Source organism: Chryseobacterium sp. C-71 (assembly GCF_020911865.1).
GTDB lineage: Bacteria > Bacteroidota > Bacteroidia > Flavobacteriales > Weeksellaceae > Chryseobacterium.
This window is the reverse complement of record NZ_CP087131.1, coordinates 1124742-1145644: the sequence shown is the minus strand read 5'-3', so window position 1 is coordinate 1145644 and position 20903 is coordinate 1124742. Positions and strand designations below refer to the sequence as shown.

General features: G+C 34.7%; 17 protein-coding genes. 10 read left to right on the top strand and 7 right to left on the bottom strand.

Going from position 1 to position 20903, the window contains the following annotated elements:
- The first annotated feature begins 87 nt into the window (after nucleotides 1–87).
- The 5 genes from mutY to LNP04_RS05185 all read left to right on the top strand — a co-directional run bounded on the left by mutY (nucleotide 88) and on the right by LNP04_RS05185 (nucleotide 5629).
- Nucleotides 88–1134: an A/G-specific adenine glycosylase gene (gene mutY, locus LNP04_RS05205; protein WP_229985506.1), complete on the top strand. Its 1047-nt coding sequence runs from the start codon at nucleotides 88–90 to the stop codon at nucleotides 1132–1134.
- 220 nt (nucleotides 1135–1354) lie between these two features.
- Nucleotides 1355–1912, top strand: coding sequence for a gliding motility lipoprotein GldD (gldD, locus tag LNP04_RS05200; protein ID WP_129536484.1), 558 nt, complete (start codon nucleotides 1355–1357; stop codon nucleotides 1910–1912).
- 72 nt (nucleotides 1913–1984) lie between these two features.
- A complete protein-coding gene (locus tag LNP04_RS05195) occupies nucleotides 1985–2905 on the top strand; it encodes a PfkB family carbohydrate kinase (protein ID WP_229985505.1) in 921 nt (306 codons plus the stop codon).
- A 91-nt stretch (nucleotides 2906–2996) separates the two neighbouring features.
- Nucleotides 2997–4364, top strand: a complete 1368-nt coding sequence (locus LNP04_RS05190) for a peptidylprolyl isomerase (RefSeq protein WP_229985504.1) — start codon at nucleotides 2997–2999, stop codon at nucleotides 4362–4364.
- Between the two features lie 320 nt (nucleotides 4365–4684).
- Entirely contained in the window at nucleotides 4685–5629 is a 945-nt protein-coding gene (locus LNP04_RS05185; protein WP_229986275.1) for a nitronate monooxygenase family protein, read from the top strand.
- A 170-nt stretch (nucleotides 5630–5799) separates the two neighbouring features.
- Here the strand turns inward: LNP04_RS05185 and LNP04_RS05180 are convergent, their stop codons facing one another.
- Nucleotides 5800–6417 (bottom strand): hypothetical protein, encoded by a 618-nt coding sequence (locus LNP04_RS05180; protein WP_229985503.1) that lies wholly within the window; start codon nucleotides 6415–6417, stop codon nucleotides 5800–5802.
- A 212-nt stretch (nucleotides 6418–6629) separates the two neighbouring features.
- A complete protein-coding gene (locus tag LNP04_RS05175) occupies nucleotides 6630–6929 on the bottom strand; it encodes a rhodanese-like domain-containing protein (protein WP_129536489.1) in 300 nt (99 codons plus the stop codon).
- A 108-nt stretch (nucleotides 6930–7037) separates the two neighbouring features.
- Here LNP04_RS05175 and queG point away from each other — a divergent pair, with 108 nt between their 5' ends.
- From queG to LNP04_RS05150, 5 genes are all read left to right on the top strand, one after another.
- Nucleotides 7038–7985, top strand: a complete 948-nt coding sequence (queG, locus tag LNP04_RS05170) for a tRNA epoxyqueuosine(34) reductase QueG (RefSeq protein WP_229985502.1) — start codon at nucleotides 7038–7040, stop codon at nucleotides 7983–7985.
- Between the two features lie 506 nt (nucleotides 7986–8491).
- Complete coding sequence (locus LNP04_RS05165; protein ID WP_229985501.1) at nucleotides 8492–9175, top strand: TIGR02117 family protein; 684 nt, start codon at nucleotides 8492–8494, stop codon at nucleotides 9173–9175.
- Between the two features lie 4 nt (nucleotides 9176–9179).
- Nucleotides 9180–9836, top strand: coding sequence for a murein L,D-transpeptidase catalytic domain-containing protein (locus LNP04_RS05160; protein ID WP_229985500.1), 657 nt, complete (start codon nucleotides 9180–9182; stop codon nucleotides 9834–9836).
- A 543-nt stretch (nucleotides 9837–10379) separates the two neighbouring features.
- Complete coding sequence (locus LNP04_RS05155) at nucleotides 10380–11828, top strand: OmpA family protein (RefSeq protein ID WP_229985499.1); 1449 nt, start codon at nucleotides 10380–10382, stop codon at nucleotides 11826–11828.
- A 259-nt stretch (nucleotides 11829–12087) separates the two neighbouring features.
- Entirely contained in the window at nucleotides 12088–12510 is a 423-nt protein-coding gene (locus LNP04_RS05150) for a hypothetical protein (RefSeq protein WP_229985498.1), read from the top strand.
- A gap of 182 nt (nucleotides 12511–12692) precedes the next feature.
- Here the strand turns inward: LNP04_RS05150 and LNP04_RS05145 are convergent, their stop codons facing one another.
- The 5 genes from LNP04_RS05145 to LNP04_RS05125 form a co-directional block, all read right to left on the bottom strand.
- On the bottom strand, nucleotides 12693–14543 hold the full coding sequence (locus tag LNP04_RS05145) for a LamG-like jellyroll fold domain-containing protein (RefSeq protein ID WP_229985497.1): 1851 nt from the start codon (nucleotides 14541–14543) through the stop codon (nucleotides 12693–12695).
- Between the two features lie 82 nt (nucleotides 14544–14625).
- Entirely contained in the window at nucleotides 14626–15294 is a 669-nt protein-coding gene (locus LNP04_RS05140) for a phosphonatase-like hydrolase (protein WP_229985496.1), read from the bottom strand.
- Nucleotides 15295–15296: 2 nt separating this feature from the next.
- A complete protein-coding gene (locus tag LNP04_RS05135; RefSeq protein ID WP_229985495.1) occupies nucleotides 15297–16451 on the bottom strand; it encodes a TIGR03364 family FAD-dependent oxidoreductase in 1155 nt (384 codons plus the stop codon).
- A 10-nt stretch (nucleotides 16452–16461) separates the two neighbouring features.
- Nucleotides 16462–17775 carry a DUF5690 family protein gene (locus tag LNP04_RS05130; protein ID WP_407928656.1) on the bottom strand — a complete coding sequence of 438 codons (1314 nt, stop codon included), beginning with the start codon at nucleotides 17773–17775 and terminating at the stop codon, nucleotides 16462–16464.
- 7 nt (nucleotides 17776–17782) lie between these two features.
- On the bottom strand, nucleotides 17783–20608 hold the full coding sequence (locus tag LNP04_RS05125; protein WP_229985493.1) for a TonB-dependent receptor: 2826 nt from the start codon (nucleotides 20606–20608) through the stop codon (nucleotides 17783–17785).
- Nucleotides 20609–20903: the final 295 nt, after the last annotated feature.

Genomic DNA, 20903 nt, shown 5'->3' with positions numbered 1-20903 from the left:
CAGCCATCTTACAATTAATCAAATTTAAAATCATAAAAACACGACAAATAATAAATTATCTTTGCAGATATAAAACGAGACGGCTTTTTGGAACAGAACAAAAAAACATCAGACTTTCTTCATATCGGAACCAAACTTTTGAAGTGGTATGATATAAATGCAAGAGATTTACCCTTCAGAAATACAAAAAATCCCTACAAAATCTGGATTTGTGAGATTGTTTTTCAGCAAACCAGAATTGCTCAGGGCTTAAATCATTACAATAATTTCATCAAAAGATTTCCCGATGTTCAGACTTTAGCAAACGCTGAAGAAAATGAAGTTCTATTATATTGGAAAGGTCTAGGATATTATTCAAGAGCAATAAATATTCACAAAGCTGCGCAGCAAATCATCAATGATTACAACGGAGTTTTTCCTTCTCAATACGATGAAATTTTAAAACTAAAAGGGGTAGGCAAATATACAGCCGCAGCGGTCTCAAGCATTTGCTTTAATGGAAAAATGCCTGCCGTCGATGGAAATTTCTATAGAGTTTTAAGCAGGATTTTTGCGGATGATTTTGATGTTTCAAGTTCAAGAGCGTTCAATTATTTTTCAGAACTGTCACATTTAATTATGCCTGAAAATGTGGGAGATTTTAATCAGGCGATGATGGATCTAGGTTCAGAAATCTGCAAACCCCGAAATCCTTTATGTGGGGAATGTCCTCTAAATGATGACTGTTTAGCTTTTTCATTAAATAAAATCTCAGAATTTCCTGTAAAAACTAAGAAAGTAAAAGCGCAGGATTTAGGGTTAAAGTATTATTTTGTTCACAGAAACGGAGAGTTTTTAATTCGACAAAGAAAAGATGATTTTATCTGGAAAAAACTGTTTGAATTTCCGCTTGAAATTCCGGATGCATTAATTCCTTTTATTAAAAGTGCAAAAACCATTAATCATAAATTGACTCATAAGAATTTAAGTATAGAAATATTTAATGTTGAGGTAGATTCAGAAGATGTTTGGAGAAATTTTATTGCTCAAAATGAATATATTATCGACAATGTTGAAAGTTCTCACGACAAATCGTTCCCAAAACCGTTAGAAAATTATATTCAAAATTATCATACGGCCTACAGAATTCTTTAAGACTTTCATTACGTCAAAAATTGAACTTTGCTTTCTTTGCTAAGTGAAATCGAAGATTCGACGTAGTCAAACGCCTTTCCAAACTTAAAAACAGTTAGTAGTCAAAAAACTTTGCGAACATTGCGTTAAAATAAATTCTTATCAAAAGTAAAATTCAAAACTCATTGAAATGCTGAAATTTGTGTCCTAAAATCTAAAATGTAATTTGTATTTTTGCAAAATGATTAGAAAAGTCATTTTTATTTTTGCTTCAATGCTTTTAATTTCTTGTGAGAAAGAGACTCAACCGAAACCTTATGGTGAATTGAGATTAGAATATCCCACACCGAAATATCAGAAATTTGATAAAAATTGTGCTTATACTTTTGAATATTCAGATTTTGCTAAGATTGTAGATGCCAAAAAACCTTGCTGGTATTACATGAATTACCCAAAGATGAAAGCAAAAGTATTTATCACTTATTTTCCTGTGAAAGGTGATTTTGCAGACCATGTCAGAGAGTCTGAGAAAATGGTCTATAAGCACACGATAAAGGCAAGTTCGATTGATACTAAATTTTTTCAGTATCCTGAAAGAAAAGTTTATGGAAATTTCTATGAGCTGAAAGGGCAGACTGCCTCTAATCTTCAGTTTTATGCCACAGACAGTACAAAACATTTTGTCACTGCTTATTTGTATTTCGATACAAGACCAAAACCAGATTCTTTAGCACCGGCAGTTGATTATATCAAAAAAGATATCATGCACATGCTGGATACTTTTGAATGGAAAAATTAATATTAAAAAAACAAGAAAATACATATGACATCGCTAGATTGCATATGACCTTTAAAAAAATATAAAATACATATGAAACTTTTAGTTGTAGGAAGTGTTGCGTTTGATGCAATAGAAACACCATTTGGTAAAACAGATAAGATTTTAGGAGGAGCTGCCACGTATATCGGGATTACCTCATCAGTGATGGGTGTGAAATCTGGAATTGTTTCTGTTGTGGGAGGAGATTTTCCGCAAGAGCATTTGGATATGTTCACGAAAAGAGATATCAACATTGAAGGATTAGAAATTGTAAAAGAAGGAAAAACTTTTTTCTGGTCAGGAAAATATCATAACGATTTAAATACAAGAGACACATTAGCAACTGAAGTGAATGTTCTTGAAAACTTCGACCCGAAAATTCCTGAATCTATGCAGGATGCGGAGATTTTACTTTTAGGAAATCTTCATCCGGGAGTTCAATTGTCTGTTCTTGAAAAAATGAATCAGCGTCCAAAATTGGTCATCTTAGATACGATGAATTTCTGGATGGATTCTGCTTTGGATATTTTAAAGGATATGATTGCTAAAACTGATGTGATCAGCATCAACGACGAAGAAGCAAGACAACTTTCAGGTGAATATTCTTTGGTGAAAGCTGCTAAGAAAATTCATACAATGGGACCAAAATTTGTCATCATCAAAAAAGGGGAACATGGTGCTATTCTTTTCCACGAGGGTAAAATATTTGCAATTCCTGCGCTTCCATTAGAAGAAGTTTTCGATCCAACGGGTGCGGGAGATACTTTTGCTGGAGGTTTTGCTGCATATTTAGCTAAAAAAGGAAAGTTTGATTTTGAAACAATGAAGTCTGCATTAATTGTAGGTTCTGCGATGGCATCTTTCACCGTAGAAAAATTCGGAACAGAAAGAATTGAAGAAGTAAACGAGACTGATATGCTGGAAAGAATCAATCAATTCAAAGAATTGACGACTTTTACTGTTGAGTTGTAATCAAACAACTCTTTTTAAGAAATATTTATAATAAAAAATTGAGTGTAATTCGTTAAGAATTATAAATTTGCAACTCGTTTAAAATAGTAAAATGATAAATAAATTAAAAATTGCTTTTCTTTTTGGGATTTTTACTTTGTTGTTTTCAACAAAAGTGAATGCTCAGCTAAAGCCGGGTCAATTAATCGACGGTATTGCGGCTGTGATAGGCAATGAAATTGTGCTTGAATCTGATGTAGAGGAGCAGATGAATTACGGGAAGCAGCAAGGTGCTGGTACCACTGATAAATGTGACTTTTTAGAGAATTTGATCAACAACAAATTTCTTGTTTTTGAAGCTAAAAAAGACACGCTGATCGAAAACCGTTCTGCGGCAATCAAAGATCAGGCAAATGCTAAATACAACCAATTGCTTTCTCAGTTTCCTGACGAAAAAGCGATGTTGATAGCTTATAAATTCAGAACCGGATACGAGATGAAGAATGCTATCGAAAAGATAGATACAGATACCTATTACGGTCAGGCAAAATATCAGAGAATTACAGAAAAAGCTGACGTTACTCCTAACGAAGTAACAGATTTTTATAATATGTTTAAGACTCAATTGCCTGAAATTAAAGATGAGGTTTCTCTTTCGCAAATCGTAATGAATCCTAAACTGACTGAAGCTCATAAAGATGAATTGATTAATAAGCTTAAAAAAATCAAAGCAGATATTGCGGGTGGAGAAAGTTTTGAAAGCCAGGCAAGAATATATTCTGAAGATCCGGGTTCTGCAGCGAATGGTGGTTTGATGAAAAATGTTTTCAAAGGTCAGATGGTGAAACCGTTTGAAGCAGCAGCTTTAAACTTACAGGAAGGCGAAATTTCTGATCCTATTGAATCTGAATTTGGATATCACATCATACAGTTGGTTAAAAAATCTGGTAAAGTGTATGACGCAAGGCATATTCTTTTAAAATCAACTCCGACCGCTGAAGAAATTACTACTGCTAAAAAGAAATTAGACAGCATCAGAGGTTTAATCTTGGCTGAAAAAATTACTTTTAAAGATGCTTCATTTAAATTTTCTGACGATAAAAGAACGAAATTCAACGCAGGTATAATTCCTGGTGGAGATGGTTCTAACAAAATTGAAAGAGAAAGTATTCCAGGAACAATAAGCTACGAATTGGCTGGTTTAAATAAAGGAGACATTACGACAGCTTTCGATGATAAAGATGACAGAGACAGAAGCGTGGTGAAGATTGTAAAAATCGAAGATGTAATTCCTTCTCACCAAATTACTTTAGAAACCGATTACGATCGAATCAAACAGATGGCTCTTCGAAAGAAGCAGGCTGAAATGGTTGAGAAATTTGTAAATTCAAAACTTTCAACAACCTTTATTTCTATCGACGGTCGTTATGACAATTGTAATTTTAAAGGAAACTGGAAGAAAGAAGCCATGAAAAAATAAAATCAAAACCTTCAGAATGATCTGGAGGTTTTTTTTATGCAAAGTATTTAGTCTTTGCTGAGTGAAATCGAAGATTCGACGCAGTCAAACGCCTTTGCAAACTTAAAAGCATTTAGTAGTCAAAAAAAACTTTGTGGACTTTGCGTTTAAAATAAATTTGAGCATGAAATAGGCTTAAAAGTAAAATCAAAACCTTCAGAATAATCTGGAGGTTTTTTTAGGTAAAAATCTTTCGGAATGTCTTGTAGAATCTGCGTTTTTAGTATTTTTACAATATGAGCAATTTTATAGATTTCAATTCAGCGAAAAAACTTCACGAGATGCAGGAAAACAGAAATAGAATTACCGAACTCTTTAATATTCAATATCCTATCATTCAGGCAGGCATGATTTGGCATTCTGGATGGAGATTGGCATCAGCAGTTTCAAACTGTGGCGGATTGGGTTTGATTGGTTCTGCAAGTATGTATCCCGATATTTTACGCGAAAATATTCAGAAATGTAAGAAAGCTACCGATAAACCTTTTGGAGTAAATGTAGCTTTGCTATATCCGAATTTAGAAGAAATTATCAATATCATTTTAGAGGAAGGTGTAAAAATAGTTTTTACCTCAGCCGGAAGTCCTAAAACGTATACAGAAACATTACAAAAGGAGGGAGTGAAAGTTGCTCACGTCGTTTCGTCAACCAAATTTGCGATGAAGTGCGAAGATGCAGGAGTTGATGCTGTCGTAGCCGAAGGGTTTGAAGCGGGCGGTCACAACGGAAGAGATGAAACAACCACTTTTTGCCTGATTCCCAATGTTAAAAAGCATATTTCTAAACCGTTAATCGCAGCTGGTGGAATTGCTCTTGGTTCTCAAATGAAAGCGGCCATGATTTTAGGTGCAGACGGCGTTCAGATTGGAAGCCGTTTTGCCGCAACAGTAGAAGCAAGCGCTCATGATAATTGGAAGAAGAAAATCACCGAACTGAATGAAGGAGACACTCATCTTACTTTGAAAGAATTAGCGCCCGTAAGAATGGTTAAAAATAAATTCTTCAATGAGTTGGAGGAAATATATAATGTAGGAAGAAATTCAGAGTCTTTGGTTGCTGCTTTAGGACGAGCCAGAGCAAAAAAAGGAATGTTCGAAGGTGATATGGAAGAAGGCGAACTGGAAATCGGTCAGGTTTCAGCTTTGATCGATGAGGTTTTACCTGTGGAAACTGTTTTTGCAAATCTTTTGAAAGAATTTGAGGACGTGAAAATGCCTAAATTTTAATAAACTTAAAATTAGAAAGTCCCAATTCCATTCCTCTGGAGGGGTGGCGAAAATTCTGAAGGAATTTTTGACGGGGTGGTCGAAATATTTTCAAACCAATTAAAAAATATCAATAGAAGCGGACTTTAGTCCGCTTTCTTAGTTTATAATCAATCGGCTTTAGCCAAAATTTATAATTGCCCGATTTCAAATTCAATATTTTTCCTCGCTTGAATTTCATATTTTTCGCTAAAATATTCAGTTTTAAAAATACTTTCCAGCTCCAAAAAATGTTGCAAAACTTTTTTCCTTCCCGGTTTGTAAAGAAAATCTGGATAAATAGAATATTCCTTTCTGATTTGCTGAGTGTACTTTATATAGGATTCAATATCTTTTCCAAGAATTGATAAATCAGCATCCAGCAAATAATTAATGTCATTATTTTCCGATTTGTGATGAGATTTTGTCGCTAAAATCTGCTTTGGAATTTCTTCAATATCAGTTTTATTTAAACCCAATTTTTCAAGTCTTAACATTGCAAATTCTGCGCTTTCTTCTTCGTTCAGTTTTGAGCTTGCATCATCAATTACATCATGATAAAATACTGAAAATGAAATATTAGTGAAGTTTAGAATTCTATCTTTCACCAATTCCAATTCAGAAAACATATTTTCTAAATGAGTTAAGTTGTGGTAATATCTCCCTTTCCCAGTATATTTTTTCTCAATTTCAAGCCAAAAAACCTCAACCAGCATTTTGTCTTGATTGAATGGTGAACAGAGTTGAAAGAATTTTTCTTTTAAAATCATTATTAATGATTATTTGATTAACCGCATCATGTTTGAAAAGCCTTTTTTTTCTTTGCTGAGTGAAACGCCTTTGCGAGCCTTAAAAACAGTTAGTAATTTTAAAAAAGGCTTTGCGGACTTTGCGTTAAAATTAAATTCTACGAGAAATAAAAGCAGTAAAAAAAACTATATCAATTAATTTCAAATAAAATTAAGATATAAAAAAAAGGAACTTAAAAAGTTCCTTGATTTGCTTCTAAATGTGCTTTCAACTCAGCCCATCCGCCACCGTTGTAGCCGTCTTCTAAACCTTGAGACTGTAGGAAGTCTAAAGCTTTTCCGCTTCTGTTTCCGCTTCTGCAGAATAAAACAACCGGCTTATCGATTGATAAAATTTCTTCTTTTCTGTCTTCTACTTCACCCAATGGGATATTTTGAGCGCCCTCTATATTTCCGTCCATTTCCAATTCCATGGGTTCACGAACGTCGATTAATGCATAATTTCCTGATTTTAATACTTCTGCTAATGACATAATATTGCTTTCTTTTAAGTTAAATTTAAAAAAGGAAGGTGAACTTTTTTCACACATCCAAACTCCAACAAATTTATAAAATAATCTTAGTTTTGCAATGCGAAATCTATGAATTCAACTGCCGAAAAATATTCAAAATTAATCAAGTCCAAAGCTAAAAGTTTTGGGTTTCAGAATTGTGGAATTTCAAAAGCAGATTTTCTGGAAGAAGACGCTCGCCATCTTGAAAAATGGCTGAAGAATAACTACCATGGAGAAATGAAATACATGGAAAATCACTTCGACAAAAGGCTTGATCCGAGATTATTGGTAGAAGGTTCAAAATCTGTAATTTCACTTTCTTATAACTACTTTCCTGAAGAGAAAATTTCAACGCTGGAGAATTTTAAAATCTCAAAATACGCGTACGCCGAAGATTATCATGAAGTGGTAAAAGAAATTCTTCGGGATATGGTTGCTGAATTGCAGAATGAAATCGGTGATTTTGGGTTTCGGGTATTTGTAGATTCTGCTCCTGTTTTAGAAAGAAGCTGGGCAAAAAAATCAGGAATTGGCTGGGTTGGAAAAAATGCCAATCTTATTACCAAACAAAGTGGTTCGTTTTATTTTTTGGCTGAAATTATTTGTGATTTAGACCTGATTCCAGATTATGCAACGACCGATCACTGCGGAAGTTGCAGAAAATGTATCGATGCTTGTCCGACTGATGCGATTGTTTCAGAAAAAATCGTAGACGGAAGCAAATGTATTTCTTACGCAACTATCGAATTGAAAAATGAAATTCCGGATTACTTTAAAGACAGAATGGAAGACTGGATGTTTGGTTGTGATATCTGCCAGGATGTTTGTCCGTGGAACCGTTTTTCTGCACCGAATCTTCAGGCAAAATTTAAACCTAACGAAGCTTTGAAAAATTTCAAAAAAGGAGAGTGGAAAGAATTAACTCAGGAAATATTCTCCGAAATTTTCAGAAAATCACCTGTTAAGCGGACAAAATTTGCAGGTTTGAAAAGAAATATTGAGTTTTTGAATCAGTCTTCAGAGAAATTTAAGTAAAATTCTGTTTATCTGTCGTATTTAAAAATGCCTTTATGTTTTTTGCTGAGTGAAATACCTTTGCGAGCCTTAACACCGTTAGTAGTTAAAAAATCTTAGCGTTCTTAGCGTTCAAAATCAAGATGACGGCATTTTAATTTATAAAATCTAAAGGTGAAAATATCTGTTCGGAAATTTTACTTTCCAAAAATAAAGTGGGTAGTTCACCATTCCTTAAAAGTTGAGTTTTAAAGAAATAGAAGATTTTAATTTGTGAAAATTTAAAAAGCCCTTTCCACAAAAGAAAAAATGACTTTCAAAAAGAGAATATCTTTAAGAAAATCAACGTTTTTTTTGGGTTCTTTTAGGAGCTGTTTTTACTCTTACTTTAAATCTTTTCTGGGATTTCATGTTTTTATTCATATTTCCAAGTGTTTGTTCTTTAAATTTACTGATATTTCGGAATAAAACAAATACTTTTACGAAAAATTCAAAATTAAATTTTATTAAAATTATATTCAAAAAACATGAGTGCGAAAATTATATTCATTTATATTCTAAAAACCATCGGAATTATCCTGGGAATCGTTGTTGTATACTGTCTTTTGGGATATCTGCTTCCTTTTATAGAAGTTTCTGCAAAAGATGACGGAGAGAAAAAGGAAATTCCTATTTATATCTATACCAACGGTGTTCATACGGACATTGTGATGCCTGTTAAGAATGATTTGTACGATTGGAGTTCTAAAATACCTTTTGAAAATACTATCTCAAAGAAAAAAGATTATAATTATATTGGAATCGGATGGGGCGACAAAGGTTTTTATCTCGACACCCCCACTTGGGCAGATCTGAAATTTTCTACTGCGGTGAAAGCTGCATTTTGGATGAGCGAATCTGCCATGCATACGTCATTCTACAAAACCATGACCGAAGCTTCTGACTGCAAAAAAATAATGATCAGTAAAAAGCAATACTTAGATTTGGTGAAATTTATCGATGCTAAATTTGATAAAGATGCCAACGGAAATTATCTCCTGATTCCGACAAAAGCAGTGTACAGCGATAACGATGCATTTTATGATGCGCAGGGAAGTTATAGCTTTTTAAATACCTGCAATACGTGGGCAAATGATGCGCTGAAAGCTGCAGGACAAAAAGCTGCATGGTGGACGCCAACAGATTTCGGAATTTTCTTACATTATAAATAATCGAGTGAGAATTTTTTATTTCATTTTCCTAGTTACGGTTTTTTCGGCTTGTAAAAATGAGGCGAAAGATTCTGTCGTTACTAATATTTTTCAGAAAGATAAAGTTGAAGAAATCCAAAAACACAAATTAGATTCCATCAAAACAAAAAAGAAAGCACAAGAAGCTTTAGCATTTTGCAAAAACAAAAAAATGAACGAGGATTTTTGCATTTTGATTGATATGAGTCTTCATTCTGGCGTGAAGCGTTTTGTGGTTTGGGATTTTAAAGAAAATAAAATTTCAGGAAAATATTTGGTCGGTCATGGTTGTGGAAACAATTCGTGGAGCAGTGACGAATCGAAGGACAATCCGACATTCAGCAATCAAGACGGAAGTCATCTTTCATCTTTGGGGAAATATAAATTGTCAGGCAGAGGCCACAGCGATTGGGGAATCAACGTCAAATATCTGATGCATGGCTTGGAGGAAACCAATAATAATGCTTTAAAACGGTTTATTGTCTTCCATTCCTGGAATCTGATGAGTGATGATGAAACGTATCCTAAAGGTTCACCAGAAGGTTGGGGTTGTCCGACAATTTCTAATAATGCGATGCGGAAATTAGATCCTATCATTCAGAAATCTCAAAAACCGGTGTTGATGTGGATTTATAATGAATAATCTTTCTTTTTTTAAATCAAGTTCATTAATTGATTGGAAAAATCATTGAGAACACTAATCATTTTTCTTTGATCAAAATTTTCTGCGATGTAGTTTTCGATCTATGGCTAATGTCTTTGTATGATTCTTTGATGAAAGTTTTTAGTGCTGAAAAAGCAAGCGAAAATATCAGTTTTTACGATGGATGGGCTTTTTTTTCTCTAATTGAATGAAAAATTTTTCATGAATGTTGAAATTTTTTAATAATTGTAAAAATCCATATTTTATTTAATAAAATATTAATATTTATTACATAGTATTGTTTTTAGTCATATAATCTTCTTACAGTCAGATATATTAGATTAAAGATATGCATTTTTATAAAGTAATATTTTAGTTTTTAGTTAAAATTATTTAACATAATAATTTATTGGTATGCAAGTTGCAAGTAAGTAGGGACGTACGAAAAAAGTCCTGCAGTAGACACTTTTGGAATAGTGAGTATTCCAAAAACTTTAAAAGTAGCAATACTTTAATAATTAAATTTTAACGATTAAAAATAATATGAAACTAAGTTTAGCAATTTTTTCATTAGCGTTAGCTATGCCTGCTTCAATGATGGCACAAGACAGCCTGAAAGTATCAAATGGTGAATATCCTAATACATTTACATCCGGTTCTGCCAATGTAAGTCCTTTTACTCAACAATCTAAAAGATTCAATGACTGGGCAGTGTCTTTTGGTGCTGGTGTACCTTTGATGCAGTCTGCAGATTTGACGTCTATTAAAAACGGAAATGGTAAAAACCTATTTGGTTACTCTGCTTATGTGAGTATTGATAAGGCAATCACGCATGCTTTTGGAATTAACCTTCAATATGACAGAGGAGAAACAAGACAGGGTTGGTTCAATACAAAAGATGCAGCTCCTGCAAATGCTTCAGTAACCGGACAAGTTGGTGCAAGAACTCAATATGATGCGATTTCAATTTTAGGAGATATTAATTTTTCTAATTTAATGAGACGTGTTGATAACAAATCTCCTTACAGATGGGCTTTACACGGTTATGCAGGTGTTGGAACTTTAGCATACAGAGCATATCAGAAAGATGAGTTCGGACAAAGATTAATGACTGAAATTAAACCTTTTAAATTAAATTCTTTCTTCGGACAGGCTGGTGCAGGTTTAAAATATAAAATCAACAACAGATTAGATCTTGAAGGTAGAGTAATGTATGTAGTAACTACTGATGACCAGTTTGACGGTGGTGGCGAGCAGTACAGTACAATCAATAAAAGAGAAGATCAGGTTTCAGATAATTTCTTCAATGCAACCTTAGGTTTGTCTTTGAAATTAGGAAAACACGATTCGCATTTGATGTGGCACGATCCTTTACAGGAAATCTACTACAAGCTTGATGTGTTAGCTGCTAAAAACGAGGATGTAGAAGTTTGTAAGAGTGGTGACAATGATAATGACGGAGTTTGTGATGATTGGGACAGACAGCTAGATACTCCTGCAGGTGCAAGAGTTGACGGATCTGGTGTCGCTTTAGATGTTGATTTAGATGGAGTGATCGATCTTTATGACAAATGTGTAACGGTTCCTGGCCCTGTAGAAAATAACGGATGTCCTGAAGCAACTTCAGGTGCTGTGACGGAAACAGAAACAAAATTAGACGGAATTGAATTTGATTTAAATTCAGACAGAATTTTACCATCAAACACGCCAATTTTGAACAATGCTGTAAACTACATTAATTCTTCAAATGGTGCTTACACCGTAATTGGTACTACAGACACAAGAGGTTCTGAAAACTATAATCAGAATTTATCTGAAAAAAGAGCCAACAGTGTGAAAGATTATCTGATTAAAAATGGAGTAGAATCTACAAAACTAGATGCACAAGGAAGAGGTAAAAAAGATTTGAAATATCCTGAGTGTGATCCTGCAACAAAGTGCCCTGAATGGAAAAACAGAGCCAACAGAAGAGTGTATTTTGAAGCTAAATAATTAGATTTTCAAACGACAATAAACGAAATAAGTCATGCATTTTGCGTGACTTATTTCGTTTTATATTAAATTAGATTTTTATTTCAGTTCAACCCAAGAGGGAGCGTGGTCGCTGCTTTTTCCCCAATCCCATACATGTTTATTGACTCTAAATATTTAATTAAAAATATTTTCACAAATATTAGAATTTTTTCCTCTGAATAAGGTTTGTATGGCACAAATTCTGTTATAGTAAAAGCACATCAAAAAAATAAAAAATATGGAATCGATCAATGTTAAAGTGGCTTTTTGTACAGAATGTAAAGGATATTATGCAGCAACTCCTACGAAAAAAGAAGATTGCAATCACCCGGAAATTATCGACCATTATTTTTACCATGGCGAACCATATTTTACTTTAAATCAGCGTTCCTTCGAATCAAATACTCAATTATCAAATACAGAAGTTCGTATTTTAAAATTATCTGATCATCAGGCAAACGATCATCAACATTGTAACTGTGTTAAAGATATTGTACAAAGGAAAAAAATTGCCTCAAAATCGGAATACAACGAGAGTAAATTGATCACAAGCACAGAAAATTCTGAAATGGAAGCTGATGTTTATTTTACAGATTTATATTGTACTTACAATAATTTTCATGGAATAAATACATCTGTCGGCCGTTCTGCTTCTGCATAATTCTCTAATTTTTAAATAAAATTTATAGATAAAAATATTTTACTGACTTTTAAACGTCATCAAAATAACGATATTAAACAAAATTATTTTAAAATAAAAAGCCTCTGGAAATTAATTAAAACACCGCCAATAGAATCTATTAGCGGTGTTATTTGTTGTAATTTTTTTTAAATCAGATTTAGTTATTTCTTTATAAAAGATTTAGAAAAAGAAGTTTTATCGCCTTTGATCTGAACAAAGTAAACTCCGGTAGATAAAAATTCAGTATTTATTTTTTGATGGTATTGAGAATTTGAAGATGATAATTTCTTGACAGAAACAATACTTCCTTTTGCATCAATAATATTTAATGTCAGTTTTTTATCAAGTGAACTAAATCTTATATTGATTTCATTACTCGCCGGATTTGGGTAAATAACCAATTCGTTTTGTTTTTTCTCAGCATCATTTACAGAAAGTACTGCTGTGTCGCACACAGGGATTCTGTTTACACCATCAATTCCCCAAGATGATTGCACCGGAATACACAACCAGTTGAGCACAGTAGGGAAGAGGTCTGTCTGTCTCGGTGTATTCAGATAATTCTGAATGGTAAAGGTTTCTGATGTCTGAAGATTTCTCGTCGGAGATCCAGTGATGGTTGCATTATTACCTAATGGTCCTGAATCTGTCAAATTTCCTGAAGCTTCAGTCATTTTATAATTTGCTAAAAGATTAGAGTAGAAAGGATGAGCGCTCGTCACGTCCTGATTTGCCCACTGTACAATGGCTTCATTGGATAATTTTGCATTCCAGATTCTTACATCTTTGTAAGAAGCAGCCAAATTAACACCATAAGTATTGGTTCCGTCCTGATTGATGGTTAATGGTAAATTTGAAGTGATATCACCGATATTATTCATTTTTCCAATGGTTACCGGAACTCCGTCGTCATACATGGTGGCAAGACCGTCTCTGTCGAACGTTACAGCGATATGTTTCCATTGGTTTGTTACCAATTTTCCTCCGGTCAGATCCAGTCTGTTGCTGCCATCACCTATATTCATTTTAAAGGTCTGACCGGAATATCCTGAAATGACAAAACCTTTGTTGTAGCCATTATTCCAGTTTTTATTTCCGATAAATACGGGGTCGCTGGTATAACTTGCATTCGGCTTTATCCAAAATTCAATCGTAAAGTCCTGTGTGGCTCCGAAATTAAAGCCGCTCTGCACAGATGGCTTCGCATACGTTCCTGCAGGAAAATTCAGACGGTTATAAGTTGGTGTATTCTGAACTTGTGTTTTACTGATTTGCTGAGGAACAAACGATGGATTGGAATAAATTGAAAAAATATCCCGTTCTGTAAGATTTCCTCCTCCATGTGAAGCACCTTCTCCACCGTGATCGGTAGTGACCACTACCAACCAGTTTTCGTTATTATAAGTGCTTCTGTTTTTCATCGCAGTGAGAATCTCACCGATATAAGTATCGGTAGTCTGAATTGAGTTTACATACTGAGTTGATGTGGAAGAAAAACCGTATGAATGTCCTGCACCATCCACATCGTCAAAATCCACGAAAAGTGCATCAGGATTGTCATTTTGAAGAGCATTCACTGCCGCGTTTTTTACCGCAAGATCAGTTGAAAAGTTTGTTTTAACATCAGCAGTATTGATGATATTGTTGTTAATAGGAGCCCAATGAACTAAAGAAATAGTTCTCAAAGTAGGATTGTACGTCTCAATTCTTGTTAAGAAATCACGATAATTTACGTAGTTAGGATTGGTAAAATTATTATCCGGTACATTGTGCTTATCCAAACCCACTCCTGTAAGCATAGAACTCCAGCCGTTTCCGCTGATGGTTGGTGCTAATGTAATGGCATCTAAAGAATATATTGCAGTCGGTAATAATCCCTGGATGTTCGGAGTGTTGGATGACATCATCACATCAGGCCTGCAGCCATCTATTCCGATGAAGAGGACTTTTTTGGTCTGTGCGGTCATTAATGCGCCGGTCATGACCAAAAGAGAAAGAAGTTTTGTTTTCATAATAACTATTTTAAAGATTTATTTTTGAAATTGAATTAAAACTGATTACAGAATTACCTCCGTAACCAGTTCTGTGAAGGAATTAAAAAAGGATATGTTCAGCTTCTGAAAGATTGTTTAAAATATGATCGGGCAATGCCAATTCAAGTTGTGCTCTGGTTTGTGCACCGCTCAGAACGGCAATGGTCATTCCACAACCTGCATTTTTTCCTTCTTGGATGTCGATGGCAGAATCTCCGGCTTTCAAAACCTCTGTCGGATCTGTAATTCCGAATTTTTTCATTGCGAGGATGATCATTTCAGGACTTGGTCTGCTTTCCGAAACATCATCAGCAGTAATCAGTGCATCATAATGAACATCAATTTTCCAGTTGAGTTTTGTAAGCAATTGTTGAGCAATTGTCTGATTGTAACCGGTATTTAGAGCCACTTTTTTACCTTTAGATTTTACTTTTAACAAAAATTCTTCAACTCCAATAATAGGTTTTACGGTAAGATTGTTATAAGCAAGAGCCAATTCATCAGAAAAGTTTTCGAATATGGCTTCAGTATCTTCCGTATTTCCGCCAATATTTTCGAGTAAATTTTTAATAGCCTCCGCTTTTTCCATTCCGGCACAGATTTCAAGCACTTTATTTAAAGTCACTTCGTAGCCATAGTCATTCACGGCTTTTGTAAGTGTTTTATACACCACATTATCTTCATCGATCGTTGTTCCGGCCATATCCAGAACCAATAATTGTATGTTCATTTTTAAGAAAAAATTGTATTGATATTAAATTTTGAATAACCACCGCTTCCGGTCATTCCTTTTCCGCCGATACCTGTCACGATATGAATTTTGGGCGATACATTGTGCTCGAAAATATCTTTGGTTTTGCACTGAGAATAAATTCCGAACCATCTTCTCTGAATTTCGTAGGTTGGCAAATCGATAATCTTTTTTGCTTCATTAATCATAAACTCATCGATGTCCATATTTAAATCATAACCGAGATCATCTGCATTTTTGGCATCTGCATATTCATGAGAATCGCCAATAATGACTGAACCGTCTAAAGCCTGTTTGAATAAAATGTGAATCCCGAATTTCTTTTCAAATGAGTTTTTGTCTTCACCATCTTTTATTTTAGCAAAAGATGCACATTCGGTAAAAGATTCATATCTTCTGATGGAAAGTCCGGTCAGAATATTTCCTGGCAGTGAATAAATTCCCTGTGGTTTGGTTTGAAGCATCTGCAGTTTGCTGACTTCCAGATCACTATCATTAAAAACTTCAGGGTACAAAATTTTAAACTCGTGTCCGCCACAGATGATCAATTTAGATGAGGTAAATTTCTTCCCATCTGCAGTTGTAACGGTGCAATTAGAATTATTTTCAATGGTTTCCAGAACAGTGGTATTGTAAAAAATGTCCAACCCTTCCTGATTTTTCAGATATTGATGAAGTTTGACAATCATTTCACTTGAATCGACTGAAATCTCCTGCGGAAAGAATAATCCGCCTTTGCAGTAATCAGATCTCAAACCGTCAAACTTCTGAATGCATTCACTTTTAGAAAGAATTACAGATTCGTAATCGTTGTTTTTGTTGATCTGTGAAAGTTCTTCAATCAACTGAAGTTCTTCATCGTTGGAAGCAATATATACAGAACCATTTTGTCTTACGGTAAGATCAGTTTTAGACTGTAGATCTTTATAAATATTTAAACTTTCTTTTCCGAAATTCTGCCATTTAATGTCCATTCCTGATGGAACAACCTGTCCGAAATTTCTTACGGTTGCGCCTTGTGGAACAGAATTTCTTTCCAGAATGGCGACTTTCAAGTTTTTCTGTAAAGCGTGATAAGCGTGAAAGGTTCCTAAGATTCCACCACCCACAACGATTAAATCATATTGAGTATTCATATGTATTATTTTAAATTTTAAAAGCATCAAAACGAATTACCTGTGATGTTTCTTCGTCTTCAGCATTTGATTTTGACCTTGATTTTTTTTTGAATGCTAAAAAAGCAATGATCGAAAAAAGCAAAACGACGGCGGCGATGATATAATTGAGATTAATATAAAAATGAAGCCACGAGCGATCCTGTGATCCTAAATTTTTTAGAAACAGCACCGATACACTTCCCAAATATCCAAATGCGTCAACGAAATAAATGAAGAATCCTACATTTCCTTTAATTTTAAATGCAGCAATCATCCTGTCAAAATAAATTCCGTTAAATGGAATATAGCAGAGATACATCCCGAAACCCGATACCATCATCCATAAAAATGGAGAGATGATGTTGCCTTGAAATAAAATGGTGGATAAAGCAACCAAAATAATTCCGCCAAAAAGAATATAATGATAGTAAGCAAAGGCTTTTCTGTTGTTTTTTACCTTAACCATAAAACCGAGAATCAGTAAAACCATAATGGAAATCGGAACCTCTGTCAAAGTGAAAACTGAACTGTCTGCGTTACCGTTCAACTCATCCCAAATTTCACGACTGAAGTTGTCCCGGAAATCCCTTAAAACAGTCAGACAAATGTAAAGAATCGTGATGCTGACCAATGGAAGGAAAAACTTTTTGACCAGACTACTTCTTTCTTCTTCACTCAAAGGTTTTCTTTCTTTTTTAAGAGCAATATCTTCCTCATCCGGAGCAGGATTTTTATTTAATAAAACAGCAAAAATGATTAATGGAATAATGAAAATCAAACCTGTTGTAAACGGCATCCAGAATTCTGAAATTCCGAAACTGTCCATTAAAAATTTCCCTGCAGATTTTACCACTCCTGAAGAAACCACAAAGCTTGAACAGAGAAATAATCCAATAATTTCTGTGGTTTTTCTTCCTTCAATATAGGAAAAAACAATTCCCCAGATCATTCCCAAAGGAATCCCGTTAATGAACATGAATAAAATATTGTATGGTGCAGGAACGACTGCAAATCCAAGCAATGCAAGCTCGGCAACCCCGATAAAAATCAGAAGAAAAAGGATTCGTTTCTGAGGTTTCAGTTCCGAAATAAATTTAATTCCGATAAATTTTGAAATAAAATACCCGACTGCCTGTGCTATGATGATCAGGATTTTATAATCGAAACCAAAAAATTCCAGATTGCTGAATGAGGCTACAGCAAAAGGCTTTCTGAACGCATACATGCAGAAGTAGACCCCGAAAGCAGCGATGGCCGCTTTCAGAGTTACATTCAATGTATTGTTTTTTGATGGAGAAGTCATCATGGCTCTAGAAATTAAGTTTTACCCCGATATTTCCTCTTACACCATAATATTCTACCTGTTCAGGTCTTTGCTCATCTTTTCCGAAATGATAAATCAACGGTTTGTTCAGAATGTTGTTGACATCGGCAAAAACAGTGATATGCTTATTGATTTGGTACGAAGTTCCGAAGTCAAGATTGCTGTATTTTCCGTAGTAAGAATCGTAAAGATCTTCTTCGGCATATTCTACTGCAAATTTTCCTTTGTGATTGTAAGCCAGCCTTGCGTTAAATCCTTTTTTCTCGAAGAACAACTGAATATTGTACAGTTCTTTCGCCTGATAAGGTAGTTTTACCATTCTTCCGCTTGGTTTTTCCATTTCAGAAGTCATGAAGGTAGCATTCAGCTGTGTTCCGAAATACTGAAGGAATCCCGGCAAAAAATCAAATCTTCGGTTGATTCCCAATTCGATTCCGCCTAACCAAGCTGCTTTTCCGTTGTTTGGAGCACTGAATTGTACACCATTAATTCCATTATAATTTCCGATAAAAGAATCCTGGAAAATCGGGTCAGTGATTGATTTATAGAAAACTCCACCGCTCAAAATCCCGACATTGGAGAAATAATATTCACCCATTAAATCCAGATTGATAGAGTAGGTCGGGTTCAGGTTCGGATTTCCGCCTTTAAACTCATTATCTGCTTCACTGTATGTACCACCCGGAGTAAGATCCCCAAAATTTGGTCTTGAAAACGTACGGGTTGCAGCAAATCGTAAGTTGGTCTTATCGTTGATCATATATTTTAAATGCAACATCGGTAAAACCGCAAGATAGTTTTTGGTATTTTCCACTGGCGTCAATACGTCACCAACAACATTGTAACCTTTCACTTTGGTGTGCGTGTTCGATAATCTCAAACCTCCTAAAACGGTTATTTTGTCATTGATTTTATAAGTTCCCATACCGTAAGCATCTGCATGTTTTTCGAAAACATCGAAATTTCTTCCTAAAGCTTTGTTGTATTCTAATGCCTCAGAATCGGTTTTGTTGATGGTTAAATTCCCCTGATTCTGGAACCAGAACTGATCCATCCCGCCTGTAGAAAGTACAGGTCCGAAAGTGTTTCCGATATTCGTATTCATTTCACTCAGATAATTCGCAGCTCCGGGTTGAGTGGTGATATGCTGACTGAAATCTGACAACAACGGAGCTGTTCCGTTTGACCAATTGTAGAAAATGTCAGAAAAGCGTGCGTTACGTTCTTTGTCGCGGTATTTTAATCCGTATTTCAAAGTTAATTTGTCTGAAGCATTAATTTCGTGGTTGAAACCCGCAACGATTTTATCTTTCTCCTGAACATACACTTTATAAAATTCAAGATCGGTGAATCTCATTTGAGAAGCATCCATTTTAAAATTCGGGTTGCTGTAAAAACCAAATAATACATCTGGATCTTTTAAATCTAGTTTTCCGCCATCTGCTTTCCAATACGCTCTCGGGCCATTTCCTTTATCTGAAATATAATCCGGGTTGATGCCTACACCGCTTTGAGTATATTTAATCACGTAGTAAGAATTATTCTGCTTATCCGGAATATTTCCGTATTTAAAAAGATTGTTATAATAAGAAAGATCCCAGTCGATTTTACTTTTGTTCAGCTGATGAACTCCGCCCAAAGAAACCGAAGTCAGTTCTGTGATCAGTAAATTATGAATATTCTGAAGCTCAACTCTAGCCGTGTTATTGGCCGCACTGAATTTATCAAATCTCACTCTGTGTTTGTAGTGAGTTTCGTCATCAGAAAGGGTTCCGTACATTCCTTTCAGATACAAGGTGCTTTTCGGAGACAACACATATTCTAAAGCAGCATTTGCTCCTGTAGTTTTTCTTACCCCATTATAATCACGAAGTTCCATTCTGAAAACTCCTTCGTCACCACTTCGTCTTGCTTCAAAATTATCCGTTGACCAGTTTCTGATGAAGTGTGAAAAATTAACAAGATATCCGAATTTTTTATCTTTTGTTCTTCCTCCGTAAAGCAGACCCAGATTGTAAACGCCTTTATCAGACTTTGCATTGTAACCCGTTCCTAAGGTTCCTCTGAATTCCGTTTTCATCGGTGGAGTTTTGGTGATGAAATTCACACCGCCGCCAATTCCGTCTGCTTCCATATCGGGAGTGAACGATTTGTTGACGTGTACGTAAGAAATTAATTCAGTAGGGAAGAAATCGAATGCAGTAGCTCTTGAAGTTGTTTCTTCTTCTGCAGTTGGAAGCCTGTTTCCATTGATAGTTGTTGAAGCCCAGAATGGCGGAAGTCCTCTTAATGAAACAAATCTTCCTTCTCCCTGATCACGCTCGATGGAAACTCCCTGAACTCTTTGTACCGTTTCAGCAGCGTTTCTGTCCGGTAGTTTTCCGATACCGTCTGAGGCGATGACGTTTGAAATATTGATTGCGTTTTTCTGCATATTCAAGGCACGGGCTTCGCTGTTTTTCAAAGATCCGGTGACTACAACTTCATCAATATTTTTCTGTTTCTGAAACATCGAAATAATTCCCAAATCTAATGACTGATCTGATACCAAATCAATCGTCATATTTTGAGGTTCATAACCGATGTATGTAAATTGTAAATCGTAGTGACCAGGCTTAAGATCATTGACAGAGAATTTTCCGTCAACATCTGTAATAACGATTTTTGAATTGCCTTTGATCTTAACCGTTGCACCCGGAAGTGGCTGATTGTTATCTGAAACGGTTCCGGTGACAATTTGTTTTTGTGCCGATACAAATATGGTACAGCAAGCAAAAAGAGGAAATAAAGATTTTTTTATAATTGCATCCATTGTTTACATATATTAAATTTCTATTGCAAAACAACTTAATAATTTTAATATATGTAAATTTTTAATATTAATTTATATTTAATAAATAATGGATGATTATTAACCCAATCTTACGGATTTACGACACTTAATACATTGAAATTTTAGTGTTGAAATGTGTTAAAACATTGTTTAATAGGGAGTTATTTAAATAAATGAAAAATGAACTGCCTTTGAGCAATTCATTTTGTTTGATCTTGAAGTGTGGAATTTATGTTAACAATCTTAAATATGAAAAAAACTGAATTTTACTATT